Origin of the sequence: Polynucleobacter rarus (genome assembly GCF_003072505.1) — a bacterium.
In the GTDB taxonomy this organism is placed as follows: domain Bacteria; phylum Pseudomonadota; class Gammaproteobacteria; order Burkholderiales; family Burkholderiaceae; genus Polynucleobacter; species Polynucleobacter rarus.
Map to the genome: position 1 here is coordinate 2,705,988 of NZ_NTGB01000001.1, position 19,331 is coordinate 2,725,318.

General features: G+C 40.4%; 18 protein-coding genes. 9 read left to right on the plus strand and 9 right to left on the minus strand.

Features of this window, described 5'->3' with window-relative positions; all coding sequences use genetic code 11:
* Positions 1–45: 45 nt before the first annotated feature.
* On the minus strand, positions 46–618 hold the full coding sequence (locus AOC35_RS13185; RefSeq protein ID WP_108647734.1) for a 5'-methylthioadenosine/S-adenosylhomocysteine nucleosidase family protein: 573 nt from the start codon (positions 616–618) through the stop codon (positions 46–48).
* Positions 619–623: 5 nt separating this feature from the next.
* Between AOC35_RS13185 and AOC35_RS13190 the strand changes: the two genes are divergently transcribed.
* Positions 624–1,142 (plus strand): adenine phosphoribosyltransferase, encoded by a 519-nt coding sequence (locus AOC35_RS13190; protein ID WP_108647736.1) that lies wholly within the window; start codon positions 624–626, stop codon positions 1,140–1,142.
* Positions 1,143–1,197: 55 nt separating this feature from the next.
* Here AOC35_RS13190 and katG read toward each other — a convergent pair whose 3' ends face one another.
* The 3 genes from katG to AOC35_RS13205 form a co-directional block, all read right to left on the minus strand.
* A complete protein-coding gene (katG, locus tag AOC35_RS13195) occupies positions 1,198–3,351 on the minus strand; it encodes a catalase/peroxidase HPI (RefSeq protein ID WP_108647739.1) in 2,154 nt (717 codons plus the stop codon).
* A gap of 270 nt (positions 3,352–3,621) precedes the next feature.
* Positions 3,622–4,338, minus strand: a complete 717-nt coding sequence (locus AOC35_RS13200; RefSeq protein WP_108647740.1) for a Crp/Fnr family transcriptional regulator — start codon at positions 4,336–4,338, stop codon at positions 3,622–3,624.
* A gap of 314 nt (positions 4,339–4,652) precedes the next feature.
* Complete coding sequence (locus tag AOC35_RS13205; protein ID WP_159077594.1) at positions 4,653–5,618, minus strand: alpha/beta hydrolase; 966 nt, start codon at positions 5,616–5,618, stop codon at positions 4,653–4,655.
* 188 nt (positions 5,619–5,806) lie between these two features.
* Here AOC35_RS13205 and AOC35_RS13210 point away from each other — a divergent pair, with 188 nt between their 5' ends.
* Positions 5,807–7,078, plus strand: a complete 1,272-nt coding sequence (locus AOC35_RS13210) for an alpha-hydroxy acid oxidase (protein WP_108647745.1) — start codon at positions 5,807–5,809, stop codon at positions 7,076–7,078.
* 32 nt (positions 7,079–7,110) lie between these two features.
* On the opposite strand, the gene AOC35_RS13215 is transcribed toward AOC35_RS13210, so the two are convergent.
* A complete protein-coding gene (locus AOC35_RS13215; protein ID WP_159077595.1) occupies positions 7,111–8,043 on the minus strand; it encodes a tripartite tricarboxylate transporter substrate binding protein in 933 nt (310 codons plus the stop codon).
* Between the two features lie 144 nt (positions 8,044–8,187).
* Between AOC35_RS13215 and AOC35_RS13220 the strand changes: the two genes are divergently transcribed.
* Positions 8,188–9,225, plus strand: a complete 1,038-nt coding sequence (locus tag AOC35_RS13220) for an Ldh family oxidoreductase (RefSeq protein ID WP_108647749.1) — start codon at positions 8,188–8,190, stop codon at positions 9,223–9,225.
* Positions 9,226–9,292: 67 nt separating this feature from the next.
* Here AOC35_RS13220 and AOC35_RS13225 read toward each other — a convergent pair whose 3' ends face one another.
* On the minus strand, positions 9,293–10,048 hold the full coding sequence (locus AOC35_RS13225; RefSeq protein ID WP_108647751.1) for an SDR family NAD(P)-dependent oxidoreductase: 756 nt from the start codon (positions 10,046–10,048) through the stop codon (positions 9,293–9,295).
* A gap of 82 nt (positions 10,049–10,130) precedes the next feature.
* Here AOC35_RS13225 and AOC35_RS13230 point away from each other — a divergent pair, with 82 nt between their 5' ends.
* The gene (locus tag AOC35_RS13230; protein ID WP_245898518.1) at positions 10,131–11,123 is read left to right on the plus strand and encodes a Bug family tripartite tricarboxylate transporter substrate binding protein; all 993 of its coding nucleotides are present in this window, start codon (positions 10,131–10,133) and stop codon (positions 11,121–11,123) included.
* Positions 11,124–11,203: 80 nt separating this feature from the next.
* Here the strand turns inward: AOC35_RS13230 and AOC35_RS13235 are convergent, their stop codons facing one another.
* Positions 11,204–12,676, minus strand: a complete 1,473-nt coding sequence (locus AOC35_RS13235) for an MmgE/PrpD family protein (protein WP_108647753.1) — start codon at positions 12,674–12,676, stop codon at positions 11,204–11,206.
* A gap of 199 nt (positions 12,677–12,875) precedes the next feature.
* On the opposite strand from AOC35_RS13235, the gene AOC35_RS13240 reads away from it, so the two are divergent.
* From AOC35_RS13240 to AOC35_RS13250, 3 genes are all read left to right on the plus strand, one after another.
* Positions 12,876–14,399: a cryptochrome/deoxyribodipyrimidine photo-lyase family protein gene (locus AOC35_RS13240; protein ID WP_108647755.1), complete on the plus strand. Its 1,524-nt coding sequence runs from the start codon at positions 12,876–12,878 to the stop codon at positions 14,397–14,399.
* Between the two features lie 44 nt (positions 14,400–14,443).
* On the plus strand, positions 14,444–15,055 hold the full coding sequence (locus AOC35_RS13245) for a histidine phosphatase family protein (RefSeq protein ID WP_245898519.1): 612 nt from the start codon (positions 14,444–14,446) through the stop codon (positions 15,053–15,055).
* Positions 15,056–15,176: 121 nt separating this feature from the next.
* A complete protein-coding gene (locus AOC35_RS13250) occupies positions 15,177–16,184 on the plus strand; it encodes a sulfurtransferase (protein ID WP_108647758.1) in 1,008 nt (335 codons plus the stop codon).
* 47 nt (positions 16,185–16,231) lie between these two features.
* Here the strand turns inward: AOC35_RS13250 and AOC35_RS13255 are convergent, their stop codons facing one another.
* Positions 16,232–16,993, minus strand: a complete 762-nt coding sequence (locus AOC35_RS13255; protein WP_108648843.1) for an ABC transporter permease — start codon at positions 16,991–16,993, stop codon at positions 16,232–16,234.
* A 2-nt stretch (positions 16,994–16,995) separates the two neighbouring features.
* Positions 16,996–17,931 carry an ABC transporter ATP-binding protein gene (locus tag AOC35_RS13260; RefSeq protein ID WP_108647760.1) on the minus strand — a complete coding sequence of 312 codons (936 nt, stop codon included), beginning with the start codon at positions 17,929–17,931 and terminating at the stop codon, positions 16,996–16,998.
* 381 nt (positions 17,932–18,312) lie between these two features.
* Between AOC35_RS13260 and AOC35_RS13265 the strand changes: the two genes are divergently transcribed.
* Positions 18,313–18,690, plus strand: coding sequence for a DUF2946 domain-containing protein (locus AOC35_RS13265; protein WP_108647762.1), 378 nt, complete (start codon positions 18,313–18,315; stop codon positions 18,688–18,690).
* Between the two features lie 64 nt (positions 18,691–18,754).
* Positions 18,755–19,306, plus strand: a complete 552-nt coding sequence (locus AOC35_RS13270; RefSeq protein ID WP_245898520.1) for a YcnI family copper-binding membrane protein — start codon at positions 18,755–18,757, stop codon at positions 19,304–19,306.
* The last annotated feature ends 25 nt before the right edge of the window (positions 19,307–19,331 follow it).

Here is a 19,331-nt window from a genome sequence, read left to right on the forward strand (position 1 = left end):
GTATTCAACTAAAGAACTTCAATCGAGTACAGGTTTAAGAAGTTTTTATTCAACCATGTTTCGTAGATGAAGTTCTAACTTTTCTAGAAAGAGTTGTTGACCTTGACTTACTTTTTTAGACCAATCTTGACCTGAGGACTCATTGGCTTCATCAGAAATGAATTTGTAAGATAACCAGTTGATTTGATGTTCATGGGCTACGGCGGCAATTGCAAAAAGTTCCATGTCCACGACATCAACACCATTTTGAATTAGCCAATCATCGCGTTGTGTTACAAAACTGTCCCCTGTCCCACAAACATGGCCCTCTAAAAGGGATTGATGTTGATTGGGCTTTCTGGAAAATGGCACAGATCCTCTAGGAGCTAAAGGTTCGGCAACCATATCTCGCTGAACGACAGTTCCTATTGGTATAAGACCTGAGAGGGTAGATGTAATTTTTCCAACGGTACCGTAATTAATAATTAAGCTGGGTTGGTATTCTAAGATGGCTTTAAATGTTGCAATGGAAGCATTCACTTTACCAATTCCAGAATAGATGACTGGGATATGAGAAGATAAGAGACTACTATCGAATTCGTCTTCAAGAGCAACAATTACCACTAAAGAGTTTTTCATATTTTATGAATTTATTAGATTATTTACCGACAGTTCCTGACTTTCCAAGACCAGGAATTATGTTCAAAGATATTTCCCCGCTACTGGCCAATCAAAGGGCATTTCATTTTGCAATAGATCAATTGTATGATCTTAGCCATCATTATGACTTTGATTATGTTCTAGGAATAGAGTCAAGAGGTTTTATCTTTGCCACCGCAATTGCTCAAGTTTCACGCAAAGGATTGGTCTTGGCAAGAAAGCCTAATAAGTTACCTAAAAAAGTATATGTAGAGAGCTATGGCTTAGAGTACGGATCTGATACATTGGAAATACAACAAGATATATTACCTAGTGATGCCAAGGTATTGTTAATTGATGATGTACTTGCTACTGGAGGAACACTTTTGGCTGCTGCGAAGCTAGTAAAACAAACTGGCGCAACGGTTGCTGGCAGCCTAGTTTTACTAGAAATAACAGAGCTAATGGGTGGCGAAAAACTCACGAAAGCAAATATTCAATCTATGGCATTAATCCAAATTTAAGCAGCAAATAATAAAGTCCTTGCTAAAAAAATGTACCAACACCATAGATTAAAAATTAGTTGAAAAGATCTGCGTTCATTACCTTGACCCAAGTTGCAACAAAATCATCCACAAATTTTTGTTGATGATCATCCTGAGCATAGACCTCTGCATATGCTCTCAGAACAGCATTGGAGCCAAATACTAAGTCAACCCGAGTTGCCGTCCATTTGGTATTTCCTGTAACTCGTTCAACAATGGCATAGTTGTTTCGACCTGTTGGTTTCCACTCGTAATTCATATTGGTTAAATTGATGAAAAAATCGTTCGTCAATTCGCCTACTCGATCCGTAAATACACCGTGTTTACTATCGTGATGATTGGCTCCAAGTACGCGCATACCACCAACTAGCACCGTCATTTCTTGAGCGGTAAGCCCCATCAGTTGGGTTCTATCTAATAATAATTCTTCAGGGGTTACTTCAAAATGATCTTTTATCCAATTTCGATAGCCATCTGCTAATGGTTCAAGAACTGCAAATGACTCGATATCGGTCATTTCTTTAGAGGCATCACCACGCCCTTTCGTGAATGGTACTTTCACATCAAAACCAGCAGCTTTGGCTGCAAGTTCTACCCCAACATTCCCAGCCAAAACAATTGCATCAGCCATGCTAATGGAAAAGCCATTAATAATTTTTTCTAGTGTTTGTAATACTCTATTTAAGCGCTCAGGCTCATTACCGATCCAATCTTTTTGAGGCGCCAATCGAATTCTTGCACCATTGGCACCGCCACGCTTATCCGAGCCACGATAAGTCCGAGCACTATCCCAAGCTGTGGTTACCATGTCACTAATTGAAAGTCCACTAGAGATGATTTTTGCTTTTACTGCTTCAATATCGTAATCAGTGGAACCTGAGGGAATAGGATCTTGCCAAATGAGTTCTTCTTGAGGAACATCTGGGCCAAAGTATCTTGCTTTCGGCCCCATATCACGATGGGTAAGTTTGTACCATGCTCTAGCAAATGTTTGGGAAAAATATGCTTGATCCTTACTAAATTTTTCTGAAATCTTACGATATTCTGGATCCATTTTCATAGCCATATCCGCATCCGTCATCATTGGCATATGACGAACCTTGGGGTTCTCAACATCAATTGGCTTATCTTCCTCTTTAATATCGACTGGCTCATATTGCCAAGCACCAGCCGGACTCTTGGTGAGCTTCCAATCGTGATTAAGCAGCATTTGAAAGTAACCGTTATCCCACTTTGTAGGATGAGTCGTCCAAGCACCCTCTATGCCGCTAGTAACCGAATTACTTCCGACGCTTTTAACATGATGATTCATCCAGCCTAGACCCTGTTCTTCAATGGAAGCACCTTCTGGCGCCGGCCCAAGAAGAGTCGCATCACCATTACCGTGTGCTTTACCAATGGTATGACCGCCGGCGGTCAGAGCAACCGTTTCTTCATCATTCATGGCCATTCTTGCAAAAGTAATCCGAATATCTTGGGCAGTTTTTAAAGGATCAGGATGGCCATCCACCCCTTCTGGATTAACATAAATTAAGCCCATCATGACAGCCGCTAATGGATTGGTTAAATCACGCTCACCGGAATAACGACTACCTTCACCGCCACTTTTTTGTAACCATTCCTTTTCTGATCCCCAGTAAATATCTTTTTCAGGATGCCAAATATCTTCACGACCAAATGCAAAGCCGAAAGTCTTAAGACCCATGGACTCATAGGCAATAGTACCCGCTAAAATCATCAAATCTGCCCAACTAATTTTATTACCGTATTTCTTTTTAATTGGCCATAATAGTCGACGTGCTTTGTCTAAATTCGTATTATCAGGCCATGAATTTAAGGGTGCAAAACGCTGGTTGCCAGCACCAGCACCGCCCCTACCATCGGCAATCCGGTAGCTACCCGCTGAATGCCAAGCTAAGCGAATCATGAGTCCACCATAATGCCCCCAGTCTGCTGGCCACCAACTTTGACTCGTAATGAGTAATTCTTTTAAGTCATTTTTTAAGGCAGGGATATCTAAATTTTTTAATTCTTCTCGGTAGTTAAAAGAAGGTCCCATGGGGTTTGTCTTACTATCATGTTGATGTAGGATATCTAAATTAAGAGCATTTGGCCACCAAGAAACAGGGTTGTTACCTACTTCTGTATTGGCACCATGCGCAATAGGGCACATTCCACGGGTAGACATAATATATCCTTAAAAAAATGAATGTAAATCATCATAAATGATGATTAAGAGAATTAAAGCCTTCGTCCTTGAGTGAATCTGACTAAAAATATGACTAAGGTAATGACTAGAAAAATGTGAATAAAACAACTTAAGGTATTGGAGGAAATAATACCTACCAACTAAAGAAAAAATATTAGTAGCGCATTCGAATCAAATATTTCATTTCTTAATAGTACACGTAAATATGTTGTTTTTAATGTTTATTTTAGTTTTAACTTACTTTATTCATTAGTCAGCTATTCTTTCTGGAAGGAGACGTTGATACTCTTTTTTTACCACTTGATAGCATTCGCATGCTCTACTCTCTAATCCAAGACGATCTAAAATCGTGACATGACCGCGAGAGTACTTAATAAATCCAGCACTCTGGATTTTCAAAGCAGCCTCGGTTATCCCTTCTCTACGAACACCTAATAATCTCGCTATCAGTTCTTGTGTCATAAAAAGTTGATTATCTGGTAATCGATCTAAATTGATCAGTAATAGTCGGCAAAGCTGTTGTTCTAATAGATGGTGTCGATTGCAAACGGCTGTTTGTGTGATTTGAGTAATTAAAGCCTGAGTAAAACGCAAAAACAAATGCATCAGTTCTACCGAATAATTAAACTCTTCTAATAAAACCTTGGCTTTAATACGATAACCGTAACCGGCACTTTTGACTATACAGGAACTGCGAGTTGTGCCCCCACCCATAAAAATGGATATGCCAACGAGACCTTCATTCCCGACAGCCGCTACTTCAGCAGAAGAACCATTTTCTAGCTCATGTAATATTGAAACAATCGCAGTGGATGGAAAGTAAGCGAAACTCAACTTCATTCCAGGTTCAATCATTGACATACCTAGAGGCATTTCGACTTTTTCTACATTCGGAAGAAGTCTATCCCATTCATGATTCGGGATGCAATTGAACAGATGGTTCTGGACTTTTATTGAGGTTGTCATTTTTATAATTCCATTTATATAGACCAGCAGATACGTAGATAACTTTTATCCTTTATTCAGTATGTACCCTCACGAACATTAAAAGGTAAAAGATGATTTCAAAGCTTGAAGTTAATCAGTACTGGAGTTGATGAACAGTTCTCTAAAACTAAGGAATCTTCCTTAGGAAGAAAAATATCCGTGTCCTAATTAAAAAGATGCGAGAACTTAAAGGAGCTTTATGGCTAATAAAACATTAAATAGGTAAAACTAAAGCGATTGCTTTGAACTAAAATTGCAACTTTAAAGCAACTACATGAAAACAGTCGAAACCTTCAACCAATTTTCATCTGCTTCAACACTAATTTACCTAAGATTCCGTAGGGATTGGCTAAGGTTTCTGGCATTTCGAAATGGTTATATTGTTGTCCAATTACAAGCTCTGCCGATTTCCCAGCTTCCTTAACTGCTTTAACAAAGTCGCGACTTTGTCTTTGAAATTCTGGAGTTTCGAGACTACCATGAGCGACAATAATCGGCGTATTTAAATATTCTAGGCGCCGCTGTGAACTGAGCGCACTTTCAACACTATCTGTGAATTTCACATAAGAGCTTCTTGCTGATAAACGAACAGGCTTTAAGTCATACATGCCACTACACAAAACTCCACCCTTAAGGATATTCATCGGCAGTCCATAGTCTTTTTGCCAATCGGTAGTTAGTGCAACTCCGGCTAAATGAGATCCAGAAGAGTGGCTTGAAATGAAAATTTTATTGGGATCACCATTAAAACTGGCCGCATTTTTATAAACCCAAGCAACCACACTGCGGACTTGTTCAGCCATGGGCATTAAGTCACCATTGGATTGAATGACATTAATGAAATCTGGCACAACATAATGCGCTCCAGCGTTTACAAAAATCTCAGCATTGTAAGCAAAGTCCTTTGCTAAACCTGATCGCCAAGCTCCACCGTGGATGAAAATATTAATTGGTGCTTTGGCTTGATTGCATTGAAAAACATCTAACGTCTCGATGGGTGTTGGACCGTAGGAAAAGGTTTTTGGATTTCCTAAGCGCGAGCGAGTGAGTTCACTATTAAATGCATAGCGTTTGATGACTTGTTGAATATTTGGCGCGTAAACACTCTGGTCATAAGCAGAGTCTAAATCTGCTTGATCCATTTTCATCCAAACAAGTGGGCCTTTTTCTTTGGTTTGACTTGGCTTAATCTCTTGACCAAAAGCAGAAGATATAAAGCCAGAGCCCATGGTTAAAAGAAGTTTTCGTTTAGTGTTCATCATGCCCCCAAGTAATGGTCCATTATGAATTAAGTTGCGGAAAAAATAAAGGAAGGAAAGAAGATAGAACTCCCTCAAATTAGTTAATCAAACACAATCAAGAAGAAAAAAATGACAAGGGTTTTCCTTATTGGAGACCAGAAAAGAGTATGCAATACTATTGAAAATAAAAGTAAAAAAGGAGATATATGAGTCATCAAGATGATTTAAATGATCAACGCAGACAATTTTTAAATTGGCTTGCCGCAAGTCCATTATTTGCTCTTGGCCTTGGACAAGAGTCGATTGCTCAAGAAAGTAAGGAATTAATAAGAAACTTTTCTAAGCGACCCGATCCGATGTTTTGGACGCCAACGACTCCCTTGGACTTAATTGCAAGTCCCAAGGATGCAATTAATGTTTTTGATTTTGAACCCGTGGCATTTACAAAAGTGCCTCCTGCGCATTTTGGATATATGGCAGCTGGAATTGATGATGAAATAACCTTAAGGGCAAATCGATCCGCATTTTTGAAGTATCAATTACGTCCACGACGCTTACGTGATGTTAGTAAAATTGATACTTCAGTCAATTTATTTGGTACCAAATGGAAAACCCCAATCATCATCGCACCGACTGGAGGTAATAAAGCATATGATCCGGAAGGTGAAATTGCTGTTGCTAGGGCTGCTAGAGCGGGTGGTTTTTTAAATGTACTCTCTAACGCGGGTGCTTCTTCGATTGAAGATGTGATTGCAGCAAGGCAGGGTGAAGTATGGTTCCAGCTTTACGCAACTTCAAGTGTTGAGGTAGCTAAACAAGTCATTCGTCGTGTAGAAAGAGCAGGTGCACCAGTTTTAGAAATTACTGTGGACAGAAATGGTGGTCGTAATCAAGAAACCTTTTTTAGACTTAAAAAGTTAGACCCTCGAAACTGTGCTGGTTGCCACGTTCACGGCATTGGAAGCGCGCAAGAGCGACCAAATTATGACGGTATTGATTTGTCCGGCGTTAAAAGTATGCAGTCGTCCAATATGACATGGGACTTTATTAAGCAAGTTCGTGACACCACTAAGATGAAAATTATCTTAAAGGGGATTCTGACTGAAGAGGACGCTACATTATGCTTAAAGTATGGTGTGGACGGTATTCACGTATCCAACCATGGTGGACGTAGTGAAGATGGTGGTCGCGGCTCAATTGAGTGTTTACCAGAAGTGACAAAAGTTGCAAAAGGAAAAGTTCCCATTTTATTTGATAGTGGCGTAAGACGCGGCTCTGATATCTTTAAAGCACTAGCCTTAGGAGCCAGTGCAGTTTGTGTCGGTCGTCCATATTTGTGGGGCTTAGGTGCCTTCGGTCAGCCCGGCGTTGAAAAAGTGATGGATATACTGAAAACGGAATTTACAGGAGTTATGCAGCAAATGGGTGCCCCAAGTATTGCGGATATTCACCCATCGATGGTAATTAAAGAATCCTAAATGAGTCAGGACTGAACTCGCACAGTTCAGTCCTAGTCGACCTTCCCGATTTTTATCATAGTAGATTTGATGCGCTCAGCATCTTTAATTAAAAACTCACTAAAAGCTGGCGCGTCACGATAGTCTGTGGTTGCACCCAGTTTCTGCATATTCTGAATAAAGCCATTATCTTGAGTGATTGCTTTATTTAAATCATTACGGATCGTTTGTAAAACATCTGGTGGAGTTTTTACGGGGGCAAATAAGCCTATCCATAAATAAAATTCAGCATCTTTATAGCCCAACTCTATCGCCGTTGGTACTTCCGGCAGTGCTGCTAATCTTTTATTACCCGTCACAACTAGGGCTCTAAGTGCACCCGATTTAATTTGATTAACGACTGCAGCAGGAGAGCTGGCTGTGGTTGATATATGACCACCTAAAACTGCCAGAATCGCAGGTCCACCCCCAGCAAAAGGAATATGTCTTAATTTGACACCAGCGGCGTTTGCTAGCATTTCAATGGGAATATGAGAAGCACTGTAAGCCCCAGAAGAGCCATAAGTTACTTCACCGGGTTTTGCTTTTGCGTCAGCAATAAAGTCTTTATAAGTTTTCCATGGAGAATCAGCTTTCACAACAAGCACGATTGGATCGGCAACTAGTAACGCTAATGGCGAAAAATTGGTGATATCAAAGGTGGGTGGTCTACTGAACATTCGATCAGCTTCCGGCACGATAATCATGGACGGATTAGTTGCTAACAGGGTATATCCGTCTGCTGGCGCATTGGCAACAAAAGCAGTCCCAATCGCACCTCCGGCCCCAGGTTTAGTAAATACAACGGCCGGTTGTTGCCAGACATTAAATAAGGCTTGAGAAATTAATCGCGAGGGTTGATCGGCTGCACCTCCCGGAGGAAATGGCACAATCAGATTAACGGCTTTATTGGGGAAGTTGTTTTGCGCAAAACTAAATAGGCTCATAAAAAAGCAGAAGCAAAATAGAAGCTTTTTTAGTAATGAGGTTGGCTGGATTAGCATTTTTGTTCTCCTTAGTAATTTTCGTTATAAGATAAGATTACCATTAAATGTCCTCCTAATTCCAACAACTAAATCAGAATTTTTGCCATGAAGCAATTACCCGCATCCGATCTCAATCAAGTAGTACAGACCATCTTTGCAGCTGCAGGTGCTACTCCGATAGATGCAGAGCAGATTGCCGATATTTTGGTCGACAATCATTTGGCTGGTCACGATTCTCACGGTATTTTACGAATACCTGAATATTTACAAAGTATTCAAGATGGGGAAATTGATCCAACTGCACAACCAGAAATTCTGCAAGAAACCCCAACTAGTGCAGTCGTAAAAGGTAATTGGTCCTTTGGTCAAGTGGCGGGAAATTTTGCGACAGATATCGCCATTAAAAAAGCATTAGAAGTGGGTGTTTGCGCAGTTTCGGTTGTGCAAGCTGCGCACACTGGTCGGTTGGCTGTTTTTACGGAAAGAGCTGCTGCGCAAGGAGTAGTTATGTTCATGACGATTGGTACCGTTGATCGACCCATGACGGCCCCATATGGAGGCGCTGCGCCACTCTTAGGCACGAATCCAATAGCGATTTCCTTACCTAATCAAGGTGGGCCTCATGTTACTCTAGATTTTGCAACATCAGCAATTGCGGCTGGAAAAATTAAAGTAGCAAAAGCAAAGCACGAAGCTCTACCTCCCAATTGTTTAGTTGATAAAAACGGCAACCCTTCGACTGACCCCAATGATTTTTTTGATGGTGGTTTTATGTTGCCATTTGGTGGTCACAAAGGCTACGCTTTAGCCGTGATGGCAGAGCTCATGAGTGGACCATTGGTTGGTTCAGAATCTTTTCCAGGAGTGACTCAACGCAGTGGCATCTTTATTTTTGCACTAAAAGCTTCGCTCTTTCAGCCAATGGAACAATATAACCAAGCCTTACAAAAATCGATTAAAAAGTTTAAGGCTATTCCACCGGCAAAAGGTTTTGATGAGGTTTTATTACCGGGTGAACCAGAGGCGAGAACTCATAAAAAAAGAGCTCAAGAGGGGATTCAAATTCCCCAAGATACTTGGAATGCGGTAAAAAAAGCGGCGATGACAGTCGGAGTAGATATTGACGCTATAGCACGTAACTAATCTAGGCAACTGATTTTAGCCAGCAGCTTACACCACTAGCTAAGACCAGTTGTTTAGAGACTAAGATTTAAAAAGCAAAACGACTCGAACCACCATCAACAGGGATGACAGTGCCAGTAACGTAGCTCGATAATGGTGAGCTGAAAAATAATGCCACTGAGGCAATTTCTTCCGTAGTACCAAATCGACCAATTGGAATCTCTTGACGAGAATACTCTAGTTCACTTTCTAAGGTCGGATAACGCTTTTGAATTTGCTCAGTCCGAATACGGCCAGGCTGAAGGCAATTGACAGTAACACCCTGGGGAGCCACTTCACGCGAAAGTGCTTTAGCCCAAACATGAACTGCCGCTTTGGCCGTGAAAGCGGCATTTAGCATTCGCGGCTCAGAGGTGCCAGTAAAAGTGACAATCCTACCCCAATTCCTTTCTTGCATTTTGGGTACTAAAGCGTGGGTGAGTTCCCTAATACGGAAAAAATTTAGCGTCATACCCTCTAACCATTGTTCTTGTGTGGCATCAAATGGAATAGGCCGACTTCCGCCAGCGGCATTTATCAAAATATCGACATGACCTAAAATATTTAGCGCTTCTTTGGCAACTCTCTCCGAGTCCCCTGCAATTGAAAAATCGGCCACGAGCGGAATTATTTTGCCACCGCTTTGGCTATCGACTTCTTTTGATAAAGCTTCAACGAGTTCAAGGCGTCTAGCAACGCCAATGACAGTTACACCTTCCTGAGCAAGCATCTTAGCGGTTGTTCTACCAATTCCTTGGCTTGCGCCTGTTACTAAAGCTGTTTTTCCTTTTAGTCCCCAATCCATCGTCTTCCTTTAATTAGATCTATTAATGTATTTAACACTTAATGCTAACATCATCAAATAATAATTTAAGTTGGAGATCAAATTGTCTTTTTTAATTCATTGCCTTAAAAAAATTAGATTAGCTGTGTTGATATGTCTCCACACAGGTCTGATTGTCAATGTGGGTTACGCTCAAACAAAATACCCTAATAGAACCGTTACGATTGTGGTATCAAACCCACCTGGTGGTGGCACAGATGCTTTTGCTAGGTATATCGCACAGGGCCTAACAAGTAAATTGGGTCAAGCGGTAGTTGTTGAAAATAAAGCGGGTGGGAACGGTAGTATTGCTGCTGAATATGTGGCTAGAGCAGCTCCTGATGGTTATACAATCCTACTGGGTTACACCGCTACGCATGGCATTAGTCCAGCACTTTTAAAGCAAAAATATGATCCAATCAAAGACTTTGAGCCGATTGGTATGATTGCGTTTTCTCCAACATTACTGGTTGCTAACAGTGCCCTACCAATTAAAAACACCAAGGAGTTAATTGCATATATTCAATCTAAGCCAAATACAATTAGCTATGCCTCTGCTGGGAATGGCTCTGCCCCCCACTTTGCTGGTGAGTTATTTAAATTAGCATCTGGAACAGATATTCTGCATATTCCATATAAAGGTGCTTCACCAGGTGTGATGGATACAATATCTGGCACAACCCAATTAATGTTCCCAAGTTTATATACGGCCTATCCTCAGGTGGTCGCTGGTAAGTTAAAGGCATTAGGTATTGCTGGCCAGAAACGCTCAAAAGTAATGCCTCAGTTGCCGACCTTAACCGAGCAGGGTATCCCAGATGTGAACGTTGATCAATGGTACGCTTTGTTTGCTCCAGCAAAAACTCCACAAGCGGTCATAAAACTCTTAAATGAAGAAATGAATCTCATCCTAAAAGATCCCATCGTTGAAAAGAAAATTGAGGATCAAGGGGCTGAAGTTGAAACTGGGACGCCAGAACAATTAAAGCAATTTGTCGCTAAAGAAGCGGAGTACTGGAAAGGCGTCATTGCCAAAACGAAGATTACTGCCAACTAATCATTAAGAAAAGTCTGAGTGTTTAAGCGATAAATTACAGGATTTGTTCAATCCTGTAATGTAAGAACAACATTAATCTTTTAGGCAAACAAACGAATCAAGGTCTGAATATTCGCCATCTTGTCTAAACTCCAAATCGATTTAATCGCATTATTGGCTTTTTCTTTGCCCATTAATGAGACAGTGTTACCGAGGAATTTGGCTTCTAAATTTTGATCTGATATTGGATTAGCCACAGTTCCTGTTGCATGCTCAATACCTGCTTCAAAGACTTTGCCATTTTTTGTTCGAACAATCGCGGACGCTTGATCTAGACGGTAACTGGATGAGGCAGTCACTTTAACGAGTTTACGAAGGGCCTGTACTTTAGGTTGTTGCGCTTTTTCATTAGTGAATTGTGAAATTCCACCAGCCTGATCAATGTAAGAAACCGCCGCTGCATGATTCGCACTAAATTTTGACATGAGCCCAGATCCAGGTGCGTCCACACCAGTAATACGAATCACATCGGGATGAACTATTATTTCTAAAGATTCAATTTCTTCCGGCGAAATCTTAGAGTCTTTCGACGCTTTAATCGCAGCATCAATTAAAGGGTGTAAAACTACCCCACAGGCATAAGGTTTATAACCGTTACCATTAATCATGAGGGGATTGCCGAAATTAGAGGTAATCATTGGGAGGTCCTGCGTTTTACTATAGATTTTTGTAAAACCAAGATTACCTTCTAAGATTTCAGGGGAACTCGTAAAGCCATTTTTCGCTAGTAGAGAGGCTAAAACTCCGTGGTAAGCTGATTTACCAGCATGAAAAGATTTGCAATCACTACCTCGGTTTTGTTGCATCCCAGCTGCTTGAGTACAGCCAATTCCTAATGCATTGACAGTTTGGGCGGCATTTAAATTTCGCAGTCGTGCACTTGCTGCTGTTGCTGCTATCGTGCCTAAAGTCCCAGTTAAATGCCAGCCTCCTCGGTGGTGACCTGGCATACCCTGCCCTACTCTTATACCAGCCTCAAATGCTGCAACGACGGCAGTGATGATATCCTTGCCAGGAGACTTTTCAGCCTCACCAATGGCTAAGAGAGCTGGCATGGTTGCGGTACTTGTATGCAGAATCACTCCACCTAAATGAGTGTCATCAAAATCTAATACGTGCCCCATTTGCCCATTGGCAAGAGGAGCATCTAACATACTTAATTTAAGACCTTTTTGTCCTAAAACAGTAGCGGTAGGTAAAGAGCCAATTTCTTTTAAAGATTTAATTAAAATTTGTGGGGTTGGATGTTGGCTGCCTGCAATCGCACACCCCATCCAATCCAAAATTGCTCTTTTTGCTTCATGCGAAGATTGTGCGGGTAAATCATCATAATTTAAATTTGCAATATGCTTTGAGAGAGCTTGAGTAATACCAAGACCGGTATTGCCTGCACCATATGATTCAGTAGACTCTGTGGTCGACGGTGTGGACTGAGCAAGTGCGGGTTGACTTGCAAAATAACCAGCGCCTAACAATAGCCCAGCACCCAAAACATCCCGTCGATTCATTTCCATTGCTTGTCTCCATATTGGTGTATTAATTTGTATTTATTCTAACGCACAGAATCATGCCTAAACGAAGTTACATTTAATTTTGCCAACATTAGAAATGTAGTGAGACCAAACAAGCTTTCCTAAGAAATGTTATAAATACAGTTCCTTCATTTCTTTTTGAGATCTGAAATACTTAATTCTCTTAAAATTTAGAAAAGTTATGAGTTATCAGCTTGTTTGGTTTAAAAGAGATTTAAGAAGCCAAGACCATATGGCTTTATCAGAGGCTGCGAGGCAAGGCTCGGTAAGATGTATTTATATTGTCGAACCAGAATTATGGCTACAACCCGATGTTGCTCTCCAACATTTTGAATTTATCAAAGAGTCTTTAGAAGATTTAAATACTGACCTTGGTCGATATGGCGGTTGTATCGAAATTCATTACGGTGAAGTCATTGAAGTATTATCAAAAATCATGCAGGAAGCTGCGTTTGCTAAGCTTCATTCGCATCAAGAAACCGGGAACGGATTTACCTATACAAGGGATCAAAAAGTAGCTATTTGGTGCAAACAGCATCAAGTTGTCTGGCAGGAATATCAGCAGTTTGGGGTAATTCGAGGTTTAAAAAATAGAAACCAATGGGACCTCGCCTGGGAAAAGTTCATGAGTGCACCCATTCAGACAATCTCGAAGATTGACTTCTGGCAAAAAGGTTTGAGAGCTCAATTAGTGATGCCAGCACCAGAACATCTTCAGCATAATCCACCACTGCGACAGCGGGGCGGCAGAGTCTTAGCCATTGCCACCTTAAATAGTTTTTTAAATGCCCGCAGCATTGGTTACCGTGGAGGTATTTCCTCACCATTGTTAGCGCCCGATGCTTGTTCCCGAATTTCCCCGTATCTTGCTTGGGGTTGCATTAGCATGCGAGAGGTTGTACAACAAACTCGCCTAGCCCTAACCAAAATCCCTCCCCAAGCCGTTCGACACCGAGCAGGATTAACGGCCTATATTAGTCGCTTACATTGGCATTGTCATTTCATACAAAAATTAGAAAGTGAACCAGAAATTGAGTGGCAAAATATGCACCGAGGTTACGATGGTCTTCGAGAAAACGACTTTAATGATCAGTTATTCGAAGATTTAAAAAATGCCAATACAGGTTGGCCAATGGTTGATGCCTGTGTAACGATGCTTAAAGAAACTGGCTGGATAAATTTTCGGATGCGAGCCATGCTCGTTTCGGTGGCGGCTTATCCACTTTGGTTACATTGGCGCCCTTTAGGTGAGTGGTTGGCGACCCAGTTCCTAGACTATGAACCAGGTATTCACTGGAGCCAATTACAAATGCAATCAGGTACCACCGGCATTAATACGACGAGAGTATATAACCCCATTAAACAAGCTCAAGATCACGACCCTAAGGGCTATTTTGTGAGAAAGTGGCTACCACCAATGCGTAAAGTACCAGATTCCTGGTTACTAGAACCATGGCTGATGACTGAACAAGTGCAAATAAACTCAGGGGTGAAACTGGGAGTAGATATACCCGCTCCAAAGGTGGACTTGAAGTTGGCACTCATCGAGTCCAAGCAACGCTTGCATGCAAGACGACAAAAGCCATTAGTAAAAGCAGGAAAATCAGCAATAGTAATCAAACATGCATCACGTAAAAATCCAGAAAAAAACTCTAAAAAGAGTGCGAAGACAGTTAATAAGAATCAATTAGGCTTTGATTTTTAGAAGATTGCAGGTGAGTTCAATAAAGGATACAGTTGAACTCAATAATGAACATAACCACCCATAAAATCGAAATGAATTATTTCAAAAATAAAGTAATCTTCAAAGTTTTTCTAATCGCACTCCTCTCTACAGTTTTACCTGTGAAAGCAGCATTATTAGATCTTTTACAAGATGGTCAGCACGTCTTATTAATGAGACATGCTGATGCCCCTGGCTTTGGTGATCCAGCTGGTTATACTCTTAGCCAATGCTCTACTCAGCGGAACTTAGGCGCTGATGGGAAAAGACAAGCTCGTATTATTGGTGAGTGGTTAGACTCGCAAGGAATTAAGGCTCCTAAATTATTTAGTAGTCCTTGGTGCAGATGTTTAGATACCGCAACGCTCATGAACAAAGGGCCTCTAATGATTGAACCCTCTTTAGGTTCTTTTTTCGATGAGATGAGTTTAGAAAAGAAACAGACACGAGAATTAGAGATATTCATTCAGAATACCTTAGTAAAGAATCCGAAGACACCTCTGATTCTTGTAACGCACCATGTGAATATCCAAGCATTTACGGGAAAAGTAGTTAATGTGGGTGATATGGTTTTAGTAAAAGTGAATAAAAATGGGCAGCATATCTCCCATAGTGTGATCAAAAGTCCACCGTATTAATGACTCTTTTGAAGTTAATCCTTGAAGAGAACTTATTCTTTTACAAAATGGTTAAAATTAAATTTCACTTCAAGATAACTGATTGCGATTCTTGATTTCAACACAACTTTATGGATCAAAAATGAAGGCCAATCTTTTAAAAATAATTGCTCTTAGTGTTCTGAGCACTTTGATTATATCCAGTGCTTCGGCACAGAGTAATGACACCATCATCGATACAAAGCAAATGCAAAAAGCGATGGAGCGTGGTGCCATCATTTGGGATGTACGTGATGAAAAAAGTTATTTAGAGGGACATTTACCAGGAGCCATCAACTTTGGTGATGTCGGTGCTGTTTTAAAAGACCCGAATAAAGAAGACTTTATTGCGACCGAACAAATTAAAAAAATATTTGATGCTGCTGGGCTAGATGTTCGTCTGGAAATAATGGTTTATGGATTACGTGGAAGCCCAAATGCTTATTTTGGTTTGTATGCAGTAAATTATTTTGGTGGTCAGCAAGCAAAAGCTTATCACGACGGTATTGATGGTTGGAAAGCTGCTGGATTACCGCTAATAAAAGAGCGGACAAGCTTACCTCCAGTTTCCGTTGCGTTGAATGAGCAACCACAGTTGATGGTGACGAATGAAGAAATGCTCAAACTGTATAACGATAGCAATTTACAAATTGTGGATGCACGTACACCAGATGAGTATTCAGGTAAAGATGTTCGTGCTATCCGTGGAGGTCACATCCCTAATGCGATTAACATACCTTTTGAGGAAAATTGGCAAGACCCAGCTGCTGCTATTAAGCTGAGTAAAAAGCTCGTTTCAGATAACAGTGGGATGGCTCTTAAAAGTAAGCTTGATTTGAAAAAGCTTTACTCGAAGTTAGACCCAAATAAAGAAACCGTCGTTTATTGTCAAAGTGGTGTTCGTGCCTCAGAAACAACCACTGTTCTCAAAGATTTAGGGTTTAAGAATGTCAGAGTTTATGACTCATCTTGGCTGGGATGGGGCAATAATTTGAATGCTCCTGCGGCAGAAGAAACTTTTCTGAATGTTGGTGCACTCAATGCCAAAATCGCAGGCATGCTAGCAAAAATTAACCAATTAGAAGAAGCCTTGAAAGCGAAGAGTAATTAATTAGCTCCGAGTCACAAAACGCAATTGAATTGCTAATTAACTACAGTTCAATTGCGAAGATGGTAGCCAGTTTTAAATATTCTTAAAATGATTGCCAATGAACACAGCAAAAAGAAGATTGCCATACCCACACTTAGTTTCATGCTGACGTCACCCACATCATAAAAACTCCAGCGAAAACCACTGATTAAATAAACAATAGGATTGAATAGGGCAACCTTTTGCCAAAAATCGGGTAGTACTGATATAGAGTAAAAGCTTCCCCCCAAGAAAGTGAGCGGAGTAATGATCAATAGAGGCACCACTTGCAGCTTTTCAAAGCCATCAGCCCAGATACCAATAATAAAACCTACGAGGCTAAAAGTAATCGCGGTTAATACCAGAAAGAATAGCATCCATATAGGGTGATGAATTTGTAGTGGTACAAAAAAACCGGCTGTGAGCAAAATAATTAAACCCAAAATAATGGATTTCGTTGCAGCAGAACCAACGTACCCCAAAATGATTTCGAAGGGAGAAATCGGGGCTGAAAGTAACTCATAAATGGTACCCGTAAATTTAGGGAAAAAGATTCCAAATGAGGCATTTGAAATACTTTGCGTTAACAAAGCCAACATGATTAAGCCAGGGACTATAAATGCACCATAGGTAACACCGTCAATTTGTGGCATTTTTGAGCCAATTGCAGAGCCAAAAACAATAAAGTAGAGTGAAGTAGAAATGACAGGTGAAAGAACACTTTGCATTAAAGTACGCTTGGTTCGTGCCATTTCAAAGCGGTAAATTGCCAGAATTGCATGTAAGTTAATCATCAGACGCTTAACTCCTTTTCATTGACAAGACTTACGAAAATGTCTTCTAAGGAACTCTGACTTGTATGAAGGTCTTTGAAGTTAATATTTTCTGCAGCGACAATTTCTAAAATCTTAGCAATGCCAATATGTTTTCCGTGACTATCGTAGCTATATCTAATTGTCAACCCGTCTAGGGACAGACTGACTCCATCCATCGAAAGTGCTTGGGGTAATTTAGAAAGTGGTTCGTGGAGCTGAAGAGTTAATTCCTTTTTTCCTAATTGGTGCATTAGATCAACTTTGGGTTCAACAAGGATTAATTTGCCACTACGAATAACCCCAATCCGGTCGGCCATCTCCTCAGCTTCCTCAATATAGTGGGTCGTTAAAATGATGGTAACCCCAGTTTTTTGTAAACCACGGACTAATTCCCACATATCGCGGCGAAGACTCACATCAACGCCAGCTGTAGGTTCATCTAAAAAAAGAATCTTAGGTTCATGGGAGAGTGCTTTGGCAATCATGACACGCCGTTTCATACCACCAGATAGGGTCATGATTTTATTATTACGTTTATCCCAGAGTGACAATTGTTTGAGAATATTTTCAATATAAAGAGGATTTCTTGGTTTGCCAAATAATCCTCTACTGAAAGAAACGGTATTCCAGACGGTTTCAAAACTATCAGTAAAAAGCTCTTGAGGGACAAGACCAATCTCAGATCTAGCTAAACGATAATCGCTTACATTGTCACTTCCCAAAACAGTAACAACACCTTTACTTGCCTTAACAATCCCACAAATAATATTGATAAGCGTAGTTTTACCAGCACCATTTGGGCCTAAAAGTGCAAAAATCTCACCCGAATGAATATCCAAAGTAATGTCATGTAAGGCTACAAATCCAGACTGATAAGTTTTATTGATACCCGAAACTGATAGAACATTCTTCATGTCTTGAATGTACCACAGGAACTTGTATTTCACTGTGACAAATACGAACTACGGCTGAGTAAATGAAATTACTCTGAGAATTTAATCAGATGATTGATGAAAAAAAACCACAGAAAATTTTTGGATTTGAAAAATGGTTTTGGCTAAGCCTCAGTACAAACTGATTGAAGATATTTATAAATTTTATTGTCTTTTCAAAATCACTCCTAGTTGGCAAGCTTCTTTCATTTTTTAATTCAGAACGATACTAATTATTAGAAGTTCTTTTGAAAAATGATGAATCAAACCTTAAGGAAAAATACTTTGCATTAATTGTGATTGGTTTTTGATATGTTGAAACATACTGCATAAAAATCAAAAAAATAGTAAAATTTGGGGAATATGTCTTTATCAAAAAGTTTTAAACGCCTTGTTATTCCTTGGTTCGCTATTCTTTCAATAGCGCTAGGCTCTTTCGCACCTTTGATTTCGCAGGCGATTGCTCTAGATAAAACAAGCAACCTTCAGACGATGGAAATTTGTACCTCTTCTGGGATGCAAGCGGTTCATCTAAACCAAGATGATTCTTCGCCAACAAACAATATGCAATCGTCTTGTCCTTACTGTTTAGCACACACTTACTTTGTGCCATCGACGAATAGTTTATTAACCTTTGCTTTACCCCTTACAAATACTTTTTATCCTCCACTTTTTTATCAGTCAGCATCCCGACAGTTCGCTTGGGTAAAGCTACCCGCGCAGGCGCCACCGCTTCATTAAATAACTCAATTCTGGCAGTCAACACTTGTTTGACGCTTCACGTTATTTAATTAAGAAGGTTATTATGAAATCCCTACTCTCTATCTTGGGTATGCCCAAGTATGTATTAGTAACAATTGGTCTGTTTATTTCTGTAGCCCAGGCCCATGTTGTCCTTGAAACCCCCACAGTTTACGCAGGCGCTTATTACAAAGCTGTATTTAAGATCAGTCACGGCTGTGATGGGTCGCCAACGCAACAAGTCATTATTAATGTTCCTGAGGGTTTTAAAGGCGCAAAACCAATGGTGAAAGCCGCGTGGGATATCTCTGTTTTAAAAGAGAAGCTGCAAAAACCCTACACCAGTCATGGCAAAAAAATGATTGAGGATGTCACCAAAATAGAATGGAAAAATGGCAACCTACCATCCGAGTTCTATGATGAGTTTGTGATTGTTGGACAAGCACCGATGGAGGCAGGACCCCTCTATTGGCAGGTAACTCAAATTTGTGCATCTGGCAAATTAGAGTGGAATGAAGTTCCTGCCGAAGGTAAAACATTGAAAGATTATAAGAATCCAGCCGCCTTATTAAAAGTCATTGCTGACCCTGAAGATCATTCTCAACATCAGCATTAATCCGGCCATGAAAACAAAATATATA